Raw genomic sequence first — 15,010 nt, 5'->3', positions numbered from 1 at the left:
ATGAAAATTTATCAAACAAACGATATTCCTATTCTTTATGATGAGCAATCGATACTGAGTACATATCATTTTCTAAAAGCTAACGTCGTTCGCAGCAGAACTCCGTTTTCCGTCGTTTTGCTATCGATCCGGTATCCGGAACGGTATGAGGAGGAGCAGCAAAGCCGAACGGCTGAACAAATTCTGAAGCTTCTGCGGACGAGACTTCGGCAAACGGATGTGCTGTTCACGCTACATTCATCGCTTGAGTGGGGGATTATCCTATCCCAAAGCGGGGAGGAAGAAGCAGCGGCATTCCTGCAGCGGCTATATGAGGAAGTGAATACGGCAGTTCCGGCTTATGATGGAACCGTTCGTTCCCTAGTCGCGAGCGTTACCGAAGTCAGAAACAGCGATGTTCCATGGGATGACCTGCTCACGGAAGCCCGCCAGGCGTTAAGACAGGCGATGAAAAGTAATGCCGGGCAGATCGAGTTTGTTCCCGTCGCCAAGCAAATAACGGTCGAGCGGGTAAAGGTCAGCATATTGGAGGATCGGGATATATTCAGAGATGTTCTTCAGGCATCCCTGAGCAACGTAACGATGGACAACGTACAGCTGGTGACCCGCGCCTTTGAGGATGGACTAGAGTTTCTGGAATCGGACTGGTACTACTCAAGCCACACGCACATCATCATCATGAATGATATCCTCCCTCGAAAAAACGGGTTGGAAGTACTGCACACGCTGCGAAAAATGCCAAACAACGGCAAGTTTATCGTATTTATGATGACCAAACGAAATTCCGAAGAGGACATGATCTACGCGTATGAAAACGGCGTTGACCAATATGTGGTTAAACCCTTTAATCTGCGCTTATTCGAAGCCCAAATCAAACGGGTACTGGCGAGGTTATGGTCATGATTGCCGTAACGATAGAAGTGGTTCTCTGGATTATGGTTCTGCTCGTTGTGCTGCTCTTCGGGTTCAGCCTGTATTTATTCGGGGCACGATCCAAAGAAGTTCGCAGCAATATCCAGGTGAATGAATATATCGATGACTATGGAAGACGCTGGTACTCTTATTTTCGTGACCTCGAACCATTTTCTGACGAACTTATTCCCAAGAATAAACATGAGATGGATGCCGTGGAGGAACTGTTCCTAACCTATCTGCAAAACCTGTCCGATCGAGGGATTCTTTATAAAATCAAGCGTTTTGCCAATGAGCATTTAAGCGCCCATTACCGCCAAATGCTTCAATCCCGCAACTGGAGCCGGCGAATGAACGCCCTCTACCGAATTGCGGATTTTCAACTGGATCAGCTATTGGAAACATGCGAGAGCTTAAAGCAAAAGAAGATAACCGAGGAAGAACACTACCAGCTGCTAAAAATCAAATTGCTGCTGCAGGAAGACAAGTTTATGGATTCCTTCATCTCCATGACAACCGAGATATCGGATTTTCAATACAAACAGCTGTTTTTCAGTCTGAAACCCGCGATGTTCGCCCAGCTGCTGTTCCATTTCGGGAAGCTGCATCCGGTGTGCCAATACGCCTTGATCGATTCGCTGGGCATCAAGAAGGATATCGACGGTCTCTCCTTTCTGGAACAGCGGCTGGACAGCGAGGACGCCGAAATCCGAATCCGTTCGCTAAAAGCGATCAACGAGCTTGGCGTTCGTATCGATATTGACCGCTACAAGCCTTTCGTTACCTCCCCCGTCTGGGAGGAACGGCTTATGGCGGCTCAACTGCTCCAGCGGCTGCCGTTTGAAGAGACGGCATCTTTTTTTGAAAGAATGAAAGACGATCCCTCTTGGTACGTTCGCGAGGAAGCGAAGAAAGCCATAGCCGAATACGGTCAATACGCGAATGATCCGGTTTCCAGGCCGGCTAAGGAGGAGAGCTATCCATTGGAAAGGATTGAACCATGAATACCATCCTAGAGAACATCTTGTTGTTTTTTGGAGGACTCATCATTGTTTATATGGCATTCGTCATACTCATTTACAGCACTATGCTGTTTCTTGCGCTCTTGGAGCTAAGAAAACAATACAAACTGGATAAACGCGAATTGGATGAAAGCACGATAGATGCCGTTTATTCGAAACCTGTCTCCATGATTGTTCCCGTGTATAATGAAGAGTCGGGGGTAATCGACAGTATCCATTCCTTGCTAAACCTGAGGTATCCCCAGACGGAGCTGCTGGTTGTCAATGACGGGTCCACGGACCGAACCTTGGAAATCGTCATCGAACAGTTTCAAATGAGAAAAGTGGAAAAGCCGAAACAAGGGGATTTGGAAACGAGCCCTGTTCATCAACTATACCAATCGGCGATCAATCCTCAGCTGTGGCTCATCGATAAAGAAAACGGCGGCAAGGCGGATGCCTTAAATGTTGGAATCAACTACTCGAGATATCCGTATTTTTGTTCCATTGACGGCGACTCCATCCTGGATGAAAAATCATTGCTTCGGGTCATGAAACCGATCATTATGTCAAACGGCCAGGTCATCGCCGTCGGCGGCAATATCCGCATCGTCAACGGTCTTGATGTTCAATATGGTGCGGTTTACCATAATACCCTGTCCAATAGAGCCCTTGTCGTAATGCAGGTGATTGAGTATTTGCGGGCCTTCTTGATGGGGCGAATGGCTTTGAGCAAGTTGAATATGATCCTTATCATATCGGGCGCTTTTAGCGTATTTTCCAAAAGGCATGTCATTGAAGCCGGCGGCTACAGTGTGGATACGATCGGTGAGGATATGGAATTGGTCGTGAAGCTTCAGCGGCTCGTCAAGGAAAAGGAGCTGGACCACCGGATCGAATTCGTACCGGATCCTGTGTGCTGGACGGAAGCTCCGCAAACGATGGGCGTGTTGAGGAACCAGCGGCGCCGGTGGCACCAAGGCTTGATTGAAAGCTTGTGGGCGCATAAACGCCTGATCTTTAATCCCAAGTACGGAAAAATCGGATTGATCTCGGTTCCTTACTTTTGGCTGGTCGAATGCCTGGGGCCTATCATAGAATTAGGCGGGTACGCCTATGTAATCATCACTTTTTTTTCTGGGGGGCATCTATTATGAATATGCTCTGCTTCTGGGTTTGCTTTTTATTTTGTACGGTACGATTTTCTCGATTGCATCGATCCTGCTTGAAGCATGGAGCATGAACACTTACCCCAAACGAAGAGACGTGCTTCGGATGATGATGCTTGCTTTGACGGAGGTCGTATGGTACAAGCCGCTGACTCTGATCTGGAGATTGGAGGGCTTGATTCATTTTGTGCTCCGGAGAAAATCCTGGGGGAAAATGAAGAGGGTCGGTTTTTCTAAGAAAGGAATTGCAAAATGAAACGATTTTATATCATTGGCTTTATTGTGGTGCTTGCTATCCTGCTTCCCATCATTCTTTGGCATACCGAGGACGAGAAAAAGCTCAACATTGCGATTATCGACAAAACGGTTCCGGACGAGACGTACCGGGAACATCTTGGGGTATCATGGCTGTTAAACCATCTGAAATATAAAACGGATGACGGCCGCCCTTACGAAGCCGCCGCCGATTATACGGGATTCGTGCCCAAGGATAAAGTAAAAGGTTATGACATTCGAACGCTTCCCGCCCAATACGACAACTATGACGTGATCTACTTGGCCGACACCTACGGTGTCTATGAGGAGGATCTGCCCTGGTTAAAAAAAAAACGCGAGAGGGCTCCCGCTCAACCAAAATTTACGGCGGTTTGGAAGAAAAGGAATGGCATCATATCGTAAGCCGGCTAAGCCAAAAAAAAGAAGAGCTTGCTCGTTGCGGAATTCAATACCTTTGCGTCTCCGACCGCTCCGGGCGTCCGCAAAGGCGTGACGGATTACCTGGGGGTCGACTGGAACGGATGGACAGGCCGTTATTTCGATGAGCTCGACCCGCAAAAAAACAAGGAAATCCCGCAGTGGATCATCGATGAATTTGGCGATAAGTGGACTTATCATGGAGCGGGATTCCTGCTCGTCAATGACCTGACCGACGAAGTGACCGTCTTGGAATTAGACAAGCACGTCACCGAAGAGGGCATACGGCTTTCATTCACGGAAGATGGGGCCGAACGGTTCGGGATGAAAGAAAGTCCGAACTATGAATACTGGTTTGATATGGTCACGCCGAAGGCGGGAACGACCGTGCTGGCGAACTACGACTGGGGCTTAACCGATGCGGGGAAAAAGCTTCTGAAGGAGAAAGGGATTCCTGCTGAGTTTGCCGCTGTCGTGACCAAATCCCAAAAAGCGTCAACCAGCTACTATTTTGCAGGGGACTATAACGATGTGCGAGACGTTCCCCGATTCTATCAAATGAAAGGACTGCCCGACGTTTATCGTCTGGCTCAAAAATATTCGGACCAGGCTTTTTACTGGTCGACGTATTATCCCATGATGAAATCCATATTAAAGCAGTTTGAAGATGCCACTGAACCTGGACCTGAACCGGACGCGAAGGAGGATTCCGGCGATATGAAAATGTCCGCAAGGGTCCATGAGAATTCGTTTGAAGTCATGAAAGACGGCAAGTGGACACCCGTGACGATCAAAGGCGTCAATATCGGGATGGGGAAGCCGGGCGTCTTTCCCGGAGAAGCGGGGATCACGGAAGAAGAGTATTACCGATGGTTTGAGCATATCGGCGAGATGAATGCGAATACCGTTCGCGTGTACACGCTCCATCCGCCGGGCTTTTATAATGCCTTGAAGCGGTATAATGACAGCCACGACCAGCCGATTTACGTCATGCATGGAGTCTGGATCAATGAAGAGAAGCTGGAAGAATCCCTGGATGCTTTTGAAAAGGAGAATCTGGGACAATTCCAGAACGAAATGAAGACCATCGTGGATGTCATTCATGGAAACAAGGTCGTCGAACCCAAGCCCGGACATGCATCGGGCGTATATCAAGCGGATATTTCGGAATATGTCATCGGTTGGATCCTCGGCATCGAATGGTATCCGCATATGGTGAACAATACCAACAAAGTCCATGCGGACATCGGGGAATATGACGGTACGTATTTTGAGACGAAAGGCGCCAAGCCTTTCGAGCACTGGCTTGCGCAGCAGATGGATCTCATTGTGCAATATGAAGTGAAGCATTATCGGTTCATCCGGCCCATGAGCTTCACCAATTGGGTGACGACGGATATTTTGACGCATCCTTCGGATTCCACGGGGGAAGAGGACCTGGTCAGCGTCGATCCGAACGTGGTCTATACGAAAGGCCAGATGAAGCTGGCCGATCAGTTTGCATCTTATCATATTTACCCGTATTATCCTGATTTTCTGAATTATAATGCGCATTACCGAACATACGTCGACCATCGGGGCGAGCTTAACAACTATGCCGCCTATCTCAACGAACTTCATGCGGCACACCGGCTGCCCATCCTGGTTGCCGAGTTCGGGGTGCCCGGTTCGCGGGGATTAACCCATAAGAATCCGTTTGGGATGAACCAAGGCTTTTTATCCGAGAAGGAGCAGGGGGATATTGTCCAGCGATTGTTTGAAGACATCATGGAGGAAAAGCTGTTGGGAGGACTTGTTTTTACCTGGCAGGACGAGTGGTTCAAACGGACATGGAATACGATGGACTATGACAATCCGGAACGCCGGCCGTTCTGGTCAAACGCCCAAACGAACGAGCAGCAATTTGGCCTGCTCAGCTTTGACCGGCATAAAATTCAAGTGGACGGCGATGTTTCCGACTGGACCGTTAAACCGCTGTACGAGAACCGGAAGGGCGTGCTCCGAAAGCTGTTTGTCGATCATGACGAGCGTTATCTCTACCTGAGACTGGATTACGATGATTCCGTGAAAGGCAATCCCATGTTTATGCTTGACGTTGTGCCGGGACAAGGAAACACGTTTTTGAAGGAGCACAAGGAGGTCCGCTTTTCGAACGGCGTTGATTTTCTGGTAGATCTGAAGGGCGAGGAATCCCGGATAACCGTTGACGCGTATTATGATTATTACAATTATCTATACGGTCATACCCTTAAATTTATCGACGCCAAGGCAACTTCGAAGAACAGCGGGGAATTCACTAAAATTTTATATGCGCTGAACAAGGAATACTATTTGCCGCAGGAGGACCGTACCCTTCCATTCAGCGCCTATGAGACAGGAAAGCTCAGGCAGGGGAATGGCAATCCTCGTTCCAAGGACTACGACTCGCTGACGGATTTCTCGATAAGCAAAGACGGAACCGTTGAGCTGAGAATTCCATGGCTGCTTATTCAGGCTAAAGACCCGAGCCAAAAAGAATTTATGGGGGACCTTTACGTCAATGGGGCGGAAGCCAGCGTATTCATCGATCAAATCCGGCTCGGGGCCATGTTCATGGACGAAAAAGGGAAAGTCAAGGACTCATTCCCGGGCCTCAACAAGGGCGTTGTCGCCGACATGAAAGGTTATACATGGGATAACTGGAATATGCCGCAGTATGAGGAACGTTTAAAGCAATCGTATTTTATAGTTAAAGACGTATTTTCCAAATATTGATTGTCAGCCGATGGGGCTGTCCATAAAGCAGATATTTTCTGCTGCGGGACCGCCCCCTTTTCTTTTTTTTAATTCATGTTTGATCAAAGCAATAGAACTTTTTCGCTCTGCTAATCGTTATAATCTCGTAACTATTGGACGGGCCCTGTCAGATTAGTCATTATTTTAAGAGATAAGAAAGTATAAACTACAGAGGTTTGCCATCCTTATCTCTCAAGAAAAACTTCCGTTAAATGCGGTCTGTCTTCTGAGAAAGTACGTCGATAGACGTTTTTTGTTAAGAGATAAGAAAGTATAAACTTCAGAGGATTGCCATCCTTATCTCGCAAGAAAAACTTCCGTTAAATGCGGTCTGTCTTCTGAGAAAGTACGTCGATAGACGTTTTTCTTATGTAAATGTATACCTTTGGCGGGAACGTCTAGCAGGACGTTCTTTTTTATTTTTGAAGTTTTTTTGCAAAACTTGCAGGGGCGGAATACAGTACAAACGTCTATGAATACGGGAAGGAGGGGAGAGCAATTGAGACAGAACGGTTAATCACGCGCATTCTGCAGGGCGAGCAGGAAGCCTTTCGGGAGCTGGTGAATCTTTACGGCCAGCACGTGTTCCACACGGCATTTTCCGTCCTGCGGAATGCCAAGGAAGCGGAAGACGCCTCACAGGAAGTATTTATCCAGGTATACAAAGCTCTCCCCCAATATCGTTCCGAAGGATTCAAAACCTGGATCACGCGCATAACGCTTAATAAATCGATCGACATCAAACGCAAACTGGCACGACGTGCCGAAGGTCACCAAGACATGGACGGCGAATCGCTGGAACGGATTCCTTCCCGGGATGAAGATACGCTAGTTCAAATTATCCGCAAGGAAAAAAAAGACGAACTTGAACGGAAGGTGAACAGTCTTCCCGATAATCACCGGCAAGTCATCACGGCTTTTTACCTGGAGGAAAAAAATTACGAGCAGATTGCCGCAGATCTTGGGGTTACGGTTAAAACCGTGGAATCCAAGCTCTATCGGGCAAGACACTGGATTCGCAGCCAATGGAAGGAGGATGAATGGACATGAATGCACCGCAATCCGAGTGGAAGAGACTGGCGTCCCACTACATACAAGGCGGATGCACCGCCGAAGAGGCAGCGTATTGGGAGCATTTAATGTTGTCTGACGATGAAGCCCTGCGTATTTACATGCAGGCGATGGCGGAGATGGACGGCGAGCTGCCTTCCTTGCCTGATCCGGAAGATTTCGCCCGGAAGGTTTTGGAGCGTCAAGATTTCGTCCCTTACCGAAGAAGAAACGAATCCGTATCTTCCGCCCGCCCGCGCCGTTGGTACGAACGGCCGATCTTTCATTATACCGTTGCCGCATCGATTACGCTGGTGTTCGTGTTCTCGGGCGCTTTTGACCGGATGTTTCCGGAGGATGGGCACCGGAACCGGGCTGCAACCCAGGCTCCATCCTACAGCGAACAATTAATGGAGAAAACGACGGGCTGGCTGGACCGGCTGAAACCGAGATAAAGATCAATGTGAAAGGATGATGACTTGTGCAACCGCAACGCAATAAAGGCCTGGCTTTTATCATCAACGTGATACCGGGGCTCGGCCATTACTATTGGGGGAGAAGAGGAAGGGCGCTTTTGTATCCCCTGCTGTTTTTTGGGATTATCATGGCGGGGATTGCTTTGGGGATTGTTACCAACGATGACGCCCCATTCATATTTTCCATTCTCGCCGCATTGTTCATTTGGGGGATCAACATGCTCGATTTGCTGATTGCCCTGCTGAGATATACGCCGATGATGGTGGTTTACGACGAGTATGGGCGTCCGATGCAGATACCTCACGAAAAAGGCGAGGATTCAGAGCGCTTTTACACGATTTTACTGTCCTTCATCCCGGGTTTGGGCCATTTTCAGCTGGGGCTGATGCAGCGCGGATTGTCGTTCCTCATTTCGTTTTTCGGCCTGGCGACGATCCTGATGTTTCTTGCCGGCTTAACTCATGAGGATGTGTTCCTGCTGTTTCTGGGCATGCTGCCGATCATTTGGCTTTACTGCATGTTTGACGTCGTTCAGCTTGTGCACCGCAAGCAGGCGGGGGAATTGCTGTTTGACCGGACGCTGTTTGAGGAGCTTGAATCCGGCCGGGACGGCGGGCGCCGCAGCAAAGTGTTTGCCACGATGCTTTCCGCATTTCCGGGGGCGGGGCAAATGTATCTCGGCTTGCAAAAGCGCGGATTGCAAATGATGCTGTTGTTTTTGGGAAGCATATACGTGCTGGATGTGCTGAGGCTTTCCGTGTTTTTGTTTTTGATCCCCGTAATCTGGTTCTACTGTTTCTTTGACGGGCTTCAGCAGGTAAGCCGTTACGGAAGGGAGCCGCTGCGGGACATACCGCTGATTGAAGGATTTGCCCGCCATCAGCGGTGGGTCGGTTTGGGACTGGTATTCTTAGGGCTGTATTTTGTTTTTACGAGTGTCGTTATGCCTTTTCTGGAAACCTTGTTTCCCGACGCCTACATCAGCTACCAAATCCGCAATTATATTAAGACGGGGCTCGTGGCGATCGTGCTGATCGGCGGAGGAATCAAACTGCTGACGGGATCGAAGAAAGAACCGGACGGAGGGGAGCGGTTTTTTTGATGAATCCGACCGATAATGACTTGGGATATGACAGGGTTCCCGCGAATGCCGTACGGCAGTGGAGAGTCGGTTCGCTGTCCATGGGGGTATCGCTGCTCCTGCTTGGCGTTCTGGTATTAACCTCGCAATGGAAAGGGACGGCGGTGTTTGATTCCGCTATGAAATGGTGGCCGGTCGTCTTCATCTTGCTCGGCGCCGAGGTTGTGGGTTATACGCTTTTCTTTAGAAAAGCGTATAACGTAAAGTATGACGTGTTCAGCATTTTGCTGATCGGATTTTTGACACTATGCTGCGTCGGCCTGGCCGCGCTCAGCACGACCGGCCTGCTCGATCAGATCCGGCGGGAGACCGTTGCCGTGCAAAAAACGGTTCCGATTCCGGAGATCAGGACGGGTGTCCCTGACGGCGTCAACAAAATCATCGTGCAGGGCAGCTATGTATACCAAATCAAGAAAGACTCCAGCAGCTCGAAGGAGTTGTTAGTATTCGGCAGCGTGAGAACAGCCGATGAGGAACTGCTCAAGGGAGACGGACTATCGTCGCTTATTCAAATGAAACAAGCCGGAAACGTCCTGTACGTCAACCTGCTGGAGCCTCCGCGTTTTGGCTTGAACGGCGGCTCTTCCAATCTGGAGGTGACCGTATCCGCACCCGCGGACATGAAGGTAACGGTCCGGGATCCCCATGGAAACACGCGTTAGTAGGTTGACACCCCCTGCGGAATAGAGGGGCGCCATAGGACACGGATGCAACAAAAAAATGTAAACCGGGCAAGAACTCCGGTTTACATTTTTTTCAATTTATTTTCGATGATAACGAAAATCAGAACGATCGATACCAGCGTGCATATGGCCGTAACCGCAAAATGGCCGGTCAGTGCCGCAACCAGAAGCAGCAATGCGCCAAAGATCATTAGCAGCTGGCTGCAGTAACGGTTGGCAGCGGTCCAGTTCCACTCGTTTTTCATGGACGAGGTCGTCCGGTAACCGTAAAACCCGTTGATTTCCTTCGGCGGGAACAGGAACAGCATTACGCCCGCAATGATGAACACGGTCCCCAAGGCAAGGTTCATGAGCATGCTTTCAACACCTTTCCTTAAACGAAGCCAAGGTTTTTCTATGCCCGTGAATCCGCGGCAGGATAGGCAGCGTTCAAAAGGAGCCGGCGGTACGTATATTGAAAAATAAATTCGAACGCCTCCAAATGCCGCTTCGCTTCGAATGCATTCTGTCCCCAGGCGTAGATGCCGTGATTTCGCAGCAAAATGCCGGGAACCGCCGGATCGAGAGCATCCGGTACCAGCTTCGCAATGCGCGGGATCTCGGCATAGTTTGGCAGCACCGGAATGCGGATGGCCGCATCTTCTTCCCAGATGTTAAACGCTTTGATCAGTTCAATGCCCTGTGCCGGAACATATCCCTGTTCACCATACCACTCGCTGATCAGGTTATTGTCAATGGTGTGCACGTGGAAAATGGCGCCGCAGCCGGTTTTGCGGTAGATTTCGCAGTGAATCAGCGTCTCCGCGCTCGGCTTCAGGCCGGTCGTTTCGCACGGCTTGCCGTTTTGGTCAACAAACAGATAATCCTCCGGCGTATGTACGGATTTGTCTTTTCCGCTTGCCGTGACAGCGAAATAAAACTGCTCGGGATCGAATTCGCCGACCCGGACCGACAGATTGCCGCTTGTTCCGGGAAACCAGCCTCGGGAAGCAAACAACTCCTTGACGGAGCGAAGCTCATCGAGCGCTGCCTGTTTTTGCTCCAGCCGAATATCGGTAAATTTCATTTACAGCACCCCCTGGTTTTTCTTGAGCTTCATATCTTCCTGAATTTCGGTAAACGTGTGGAACGGCACATGATTCACGCCCAGTTTTCGGCACTGCTCGGTCAGCGTCGAACGGGAATAGACGAGATCTGCCTGTTTGGCACCTTCAAAATCGGTAATGCTGTCCCCGATCAGAATCCGCGTGTATTGCTCCGGCGGGAATTCCTTCATAACGGTCACTTTGCACATGCCGCAATCGTTTTTGCAAGGCTCTTGGCAAGGATGGGGCCAGGTAATCTCAATCCGTTCGCCTTCAAAATCGGCACTGTTGCAGAATATTCGTCCTTCAGGTATGCCGAACGGCTTCAGAAGAGGGTCCACAAAGAAATCGATGCCCCCGCTGGTGACGTAAAACGGAATGCCCTCCGATTTCAAGTATTCCAAAAACTCGACGAAGCCTTCCCGGATCACGGCCTGTTGAATCACGAAAGATACGATTTGCTCGCGCATGGAGGAAGGGAACAGCGCAAACATGCGCCCGACCCCTTCCCGGATGGAAATGCTCCGCTTAAGGGTTGCCTCCATGACGGCTTCATAACCCTCGGGTTTGAAATGCTTCATAATGGCCACGATGTTGTCATTGTCGGTAATGGTTCCGTCAAAATCGCAAAATACGATCGGTTGCTTGCCTGTCATGCTTCTCCTCCCCAGATGTCCAGAGCCGCTTTAAGCTCAGGGTGTGATTCAGCCTTCTCGGATAGCGAAATCCCGTTCATGGCTGCCTCAATGGCTTGTACGAAAGCGCGGCCGCCCGCTTCGGTGCCCATCGGGTGGCCGTGAATGCCTCCCCCGGCGTAACGACGACGTCGGTCCCGAAGTCTCTCGTGATTTTCGGAACGAGGCCCGGATGGATGCCTGCGGATGGGACCGGCAAACTCCGTTTCATGCCGAGCTCGGCACGGTGAAGCTCATTCCGGATGGACAGATTTTCTTCCCGCGGCATCGTTACCGATCCGTACGGGGAAGGGAAAAGCACGAGATCCGCGCCGGCAATCCGCATTAGCTGTCCCAATAGAACCGGAGCGGCGATGCCGTAGTACGGGGACGGATAAATTGCCCCGGCCAAGGCAGGATGGGCGGCGATCGGCACGGTGATTTCCGGATCCGAGCTCAGCTCCTGCAGCACGTCGTAACCATATGATAGAACGTTGAACAGCAGCGCGTTCGCTCCGGCGTCAATCGCGCGCAGCGCCTGATCGCGCAAGCCGGAGGTGCGTCCCGTCAGATTGGCGGCATACAGAAGCTTTTTGCCGGTCTCCCGCTCGGTTTCGGCCGCAGCCTGCATGCACAGCTTGACCCGGGTCGCAATCGGCGTCAGCTCGTTTTCGAACAGGATTTCATCGTCTTTAATCAGGTCCACGCCGCCCCGAGCCTGGCGGATAAACTGTTCTGTCAGCTCGTCCGCATTCAGTCCGATCACGGATTTAAAGATGCTCATCAAGAGCGGACGGTCATACGCGCCAAGCAGCTGGCGGATCCCGTCAATGCCGAATTTCGGGCCCGGGAACGCAGACAGGAAGCTGTCGGACAGATCCAGCGCAGTCAGTTTAATCCTTCCGTCCATCGAAATTTTGCCGAAAACGGTCACCAGAAGCGCCGGAATGTCGCGGCTGAAATTGATGTCCGGATAGGCGATGCTCACGTCAGCATACCGGCTGCCGGGCGAACCGTCAGGGGATTCAAACACTTCAACGGCATGAACCTCGCCCAGATGTTTCTGGAGCGATTGACGCTTCGCCTGCGGAAGCTCCGTCCAGCTGCCTACGGTCATGCCGACGGCAATCGATTCGGCTTTTTTGCGGAAGTCGGCGTGATCGTCATGGATACGGTAAGTCGCTATGCACCGGCTCATGAGATTTGTCCTTTCAGCACGGTTCCCATTTCACGCGAGCGCTCCGCGCAGCGGTTTACGGCGGCGATGACGGTTTCGAAGAAGTCGCCTTGGTCCAGCCGTTCGAGCGCCGCCTGGGTGGAGCCGTTCGGCGAGGTGATTTTGGCCCGGAGGGCAGAGGGCTGTTCCCCGGTCACCTGGACCATCCGAGCCGCGCCCATAATGGTCTGCAGCGTGAGCTCGCGGCTTTGGTCGGCCGTCAGTCCGCCCCGGATCCCGGCTGCGGTCATCGCTTCCATCATATAATAGAAGTAAGCCGGGCCGCTCCCGGAGATGCCGGTCAGAATGTCCATTTTATCCTCCTCGATGACGGTGACGTTCCCCACCGCTTCGAACAGGGTCATCACCAGCTGGCGCATGGGTTCGTTCATTTCCTTCGAGAAGGAGACGCCCGTAGAGCCAAGCCCGATGGAGCAGGAGGTGTTCGGCATCGTACGCGCTATCGGCTGCTTATGTCCGAGAAGCGACTGTGCCGTTTGGATGGACAGCCCCGCAATGAAAGAGATAATAAGCTGATCCCCGGTCAAAAGGGGGCCGAGCTCTTTCAGCGCTTTGGCGGCTTCCTTCGGTTTCATGGCCAGCACGATGACCGGACTGTTTTTCAGGATCTCGCCTTTTTGCTCCGGGTCATTGCTGGTTTGGACATCATAACGTTCCAGAAGCTCCTGAAGACGCTGGGTATTGCTGCGGTTCAGCATCGTAATGTCTTCCGGACGCATCACGGAGCGGCTGATCAGGCCGCGTACGATCGCTTCAGCCATGGAGCCGGCGCCGTAGAAGGTGATGGCCTTTTCAATCAAAGGCCGATTCTGGGGAGATTGGCACATAAGTTATTCCTCCTTCGGGATATTAATGACGGATCTGGCCGTTTCCGGTAACGATATACTTGGTGGACGTCAAAGCCGGCAGGCCCATGGGTCCGCGAGCGTGAAGCTTTTGCGTGCTGATTCCGATTTCTGCGCCGAAGCCGAATTCGAATCCGTCCGTAAACCGGGTCGAAGCATTGTGGTATACCGCTGCGGCATCCACTTCCTGCAAAAAGCGTTCGGCATTCTCCTGCGATGCCGTAACGATGCATTCGGAATGCTTCGTTCCGTAGGCAGCGATATGCTTTATGGCTTCCGACAGGTTGTTCACAACCTTTATGTTCAAAATGTAGTCGTTGTACTCGGTAGCATAGTCGGAGGATTCCGCCGGTTTAGCCCAAGGCGAAAGGCGCAGCGTCTCTTCATCGCCGCGAAGCTCCACGCCGGCTTTACGGAAGGAATCCGCCAAGGCGCTTAAGTGGGCTGCGGCAAAATCTTTGTGAACCAAGAGGGTTTCCATCGCGTTGCAGACGGATGGGCGCTGAACCTTGGCGTTGATGGCGATGTTCTCGGCCATGGCAGGATCCGCCGATTCATCGATAAAGGTATGGCAAATGCCCGCTCCCGTCTCGATGACAGGCACGGTGGCGTTCATGACGACGTTTTGAATGAGCGAGCTGCCTCCGCGAGGAATGATGACATCCAGCAGCCCGTTCAGCTTGAGCATTTCGTCGACGGAGGCGCGGTTTGGATCCTCGATCAGCTGCAGGGCATCTTTTGGCATGGCTGTGCGTTCCATGGCCTCGTGGAGCACCTCCACGATTTTGCGGTTCGAGGAAAGGGCGGACGACCCGCCTCGAAGCACGACCGCATTACCGCTCTTTAGGCACAGTCCGGCTGCATCCACGGTCACATTGGGACGGGCTTCATAGATAATGCCGATAACGCCGATCGGTACGCGGACTTTACGGATAAACAGCCCGTTAGGACGCTCGATGGTTTCCAGGGTGTCGCCCACGGGATCCGGCAGTTTCGCAATCTGGCGCAGTCCTTCCGCAATCGCTTCGATCCGGGACGCGTTAAGGGCCAGGCGGTCCAGCAGGGAAGCGGAAATGCCTTGTTCTTCTCCGCGCTTCAAATCCTCCTCGTTCGCAACCATAATGTCGGCCGAACGCTGGATGAGCGCATCCGCCATGGCGAGAAGGGCTTCGTTTTTCTGCGTCGTGTTCAGTTTATTGAGAACCGTCGTAACATTTTTGGCAAGTCCGGCTTTATTTCTAACTTCACTCATGATTTCTTCCTCCTTC

Annotated in this window: 13 protein-coding genes and 2 pseudogenes; 9 read left to right on the top strand and 6 right to left on the bottom strand. The window is 51.4% G+C overall.

The window, feature by feature from the left end:
* From XI25_RS20650 to XI25_RS20615, 9 genes and pseudogenes are all read left to right on the top strand, one after another.
* Nucleotides 1-903 carry a response regulator gene (locus tag XI25_RS20650; protein WP_052759693.1) on the top strand — a complete coding sequence of 301 codons (903 nt, stop codon included), beginning with the start codon at nt 1-3 and terminating at the stop codon, nt 901-903.
* Nucleotides 900-1,916 carry a HEAT repeat domain-containing protein gene (locus XI25_RS20645; RefSeq protein WP_046680037.1) on the top strand — a complete coding sequence of 339 codons (1,017 nt, stop codon included), beginning with the start codon at nt 900-902 and terminating at the stop codon, nt 1,914-1,916. Before XI25_RS20650 ends, XI25_RS20645 begins: the two co-directional genes overlap by 4 nt.
* Nucleotides 1,913-3,338, top strand: a pseudogene (locus XI25_RS20640) (glycosyltransferase family 2 protein). The gene XI25_RS20645 and the pseudogene XI25_RS20640 overlap by 4 nt, the downstream one beginning before the upstream one ends.
* Nucleotides 3,335-3,760 carry a hypothetical protein gene (locus tag XI25_RS35100; protein WP_235440039.1) on the top strand — a complete coding sequence of 142 codons (426 nt, stop codon included), beginning with the start codon at nt 3,335-3,337 and terminating at the stop codon, nt 3,758-3,760. Before XI25_RS20640 ends, XI25_RS35100 begins: the two are co-directional and overlap by 4 nt.
* 27 nt (nt 3,761-3,787) lie before the next feature.
* Nucleotides 3,788-6,529: a hypothetical protein gene (locus tag XI25_RS20635; protein ID WP_235440037.1), complete on the top strand. Its 2,742-nt coding sequence runs from the start codon at nt 3,788-3,790 to the stop codon at nt 6,527-6,529.
* Between the two features lie 582 nt (nt 6,530-7,111).
* A complete protein-coding gene (locus tag XI25_RS20630; RefSeq protein ID WP_046680036.1) occupies nt 7,112-7,600 on the top strand; it encodes an RNA polymerase sigma factor in 489 nt (162 codons plus the stop codon).
* Nucleotides 7,597-8,055: a hypothetical protein gene (locus tag XI25_RS20625; RefSeq protein WP_046680035.1), complete on the top strand. Its 459-nt coding sequence runs from the start codon at nt 7,597-7,599 to the stop codon at nt 8,053-8,055. Before XI25_RS20630 ends, XI25_RS20625 begins: the two co-directional genes overlap by 4 nt.
* 26 nt (nt 8,056-8,081) lie before the next feature.
* Entirely contained in the window at nt 8,082-9,179 is a 1,098-nt protein-coding gene (locus XI25_RS20620; RefSeq protein ID WP_046680034.1) for a hypothetical protein, read from the top strand.
* Nucleotides 9,179-9,880 carry a hypothetical protein gene (locus tag XI25_RS20615; protein ID WP_052759692.1) on the top strand — a complete coding sequence of 234 codons (702 nt, stop codon included), beginning with the start codon at nt 9,179-9,181 and terminating at the stop codon, nt 9,878-9,880. The genes XI25_RS20620 and XI25_RS20615 overlap by 1 nt, the downstream gene beginning before the upstream one ends.
* Before the next feature lie 83 nt (nt 9,881-9,963).
* Here the strand turns inward: XI25_RS20615 and XI25_RS20610 are convergent, their stop codons facing one another.
* From XI25_RS20610 to XI25_RS20585, 6 genes and pseudogenes are all read right to left on the bottom strand, one after another.
* Nucleotides 9,964-10,257 carry an SdpI family protein gene (locus tag XI25_RS20610; RefSeq protein ID WP_046680033.1) on the bottom strand — a complete coding sequence of 98 codons (294 nt, stop codon included), beginning with the start codon at nt 10,255-10,257 and terminating at the stop codon, nt 9,964-9,966.
* Nucleotides 10,258-10,295: 38 nt separating this feature from the next.
* Nucleotides 10,296-10,967, bottom strand: a complete 672-nt coding sequence (gene mtnB / locus XI25_RS20605; protein WP_046680032.1) for a methylthioribulose 1-phosphate dehydratase — start codon at nt 10,965-10,967, stop codon at nt 10,296-10,298.
* Complete coding sequence (locus XI25_RS20600) at nt 10,968-11,642, bottom strand: 2-hydroxy-3-keto-5-methylthiopentenyl-1-phosphate phosphatase (RefSeq protein WP_046680031.1); 675 nt, start codon at nt 11,640-11,642, stop codon at nt 10,968-10,970.
* A pseudogene (locus tag XI25_RS20595) lies at nt 11,639-12,858 on the bottom strand (2,3-diketo-5-methylthiopentyl-1-phosphate enolase). Before XI25_RS20595 ends, XI25_RS20600 begins: the two are co-directional and overlap by 4 nt.
* The gene (gene proC / locus XI25_RS20590) at nt 12,855-13,724 is read right to left on the bottom strand and encodes a pyrroline-5-carboxylate reductase (protein ID WP_046680030.1); all 870 of its coding nucleotides are present in this window, start codon (nt 13,722-13,724) and stop codon (nt 12,855-12,857) included. The pseudogene XI25_RS20595 and the gene proC overlap by 4 nt, the downstream one beginning before the upstream one ends.
* Before the next feature lie 22 nt (nt 13,725-13,746).
* A complete protein-coding gene (locus tag XI25_RS20585) occupies nt 13,747-14,994 on the bottom strand; it encodes a glutamate-5-semialdehyde dehydrogenase (RefSeq protein WP_046680405.1) in 1,248 nt (415 codons plus the stop codon).
* Nucleotides 14,995-15,010: the final 16 nt, after the last annotated feature.

Origin of the sequence: Paenibacillus sp. DMB20, assembly GCF_000987955.1 — a bacterium.
GTDB lineage: Bacteria > Bacillota > Bacilli > Paenibacillales > Paenibacillaceae > Paenibacillus_AQ.
The sequence above is the reverse complement of the archived record's forward strand: the minus strand, read 5'-3'. Positions and strand labels throughout refer to the sequence as shown.

Bases quoted from the DNA above. Each gene is read 5' to 3' on its own strand.
- XI25_RS20650 (WP_052759693.1), top strand. From the start codon at position 1: ATGAAAATTTATCAAACAAACGATATTCCTATTCTTTATGATGAGCAA.
- XI25_RS20645 (WP_046680037.1), top strand. From the start codon at position 900: ATGATTGCCGTAACGATAGAAGTGGTTCTCTGGATTATGGTTCTGCTC.
- XI25_RS35100 (WP_235440039.1), top strand. From the start codon at position 3,335: ATGAAACGATTTTATATCATTGGCTTTATTGTGGTGCTTGCTATCCTG.
- XI25_RS20625 (WP_046680035.1), top strand. From the start codon at position 7,597: ATGAATGCACCGCAATCCGAGTGGAAGAGACTGGCGTCCCACTACATA.
- XI25_RS20615 (WP_052759692.1), top strand. From the start codon at position 9,179: ATGAATCCGACCGATAATGACTTGGGATATGACAGGGTTCCCGCGAAT.
- XI25_RS20610 (WP_046680033.1), bottom strand. From the start codon at position 10,257: ATGCTCATGAACCTTGCCTTGGGGACCGTGTTCATCATTGCGGGCGTA.
- mtnB (WP_046680032.1), bottom strand. From the start codon at position 10,967: ATGAAATTTACCGATATTCGGCTGGAGCAAAAACAGGCAGCGCTCGAT.
- XI25_RS20600 (WP_046680031.1), bottom strand. From the start codon at position 11,642: ATGACAGGCAAGCAACCGATCGTATTTTGCGATTTTGACGGAACCATT.
- proC (WP_046680030.1), bottom strand. From the start codon at position 13,724: ATGTGCCAATCTCCCCAGAATCGGCCTTTGATTGAAAAGGCCATCACC.
- XI25_RS20585 (WP_046680405.1), bottom strand. From the start codon at position 14,994: ATGAGTGAAGTTAGAAATAAAGCCGGACTTGCCAAAAATGTTACGACG.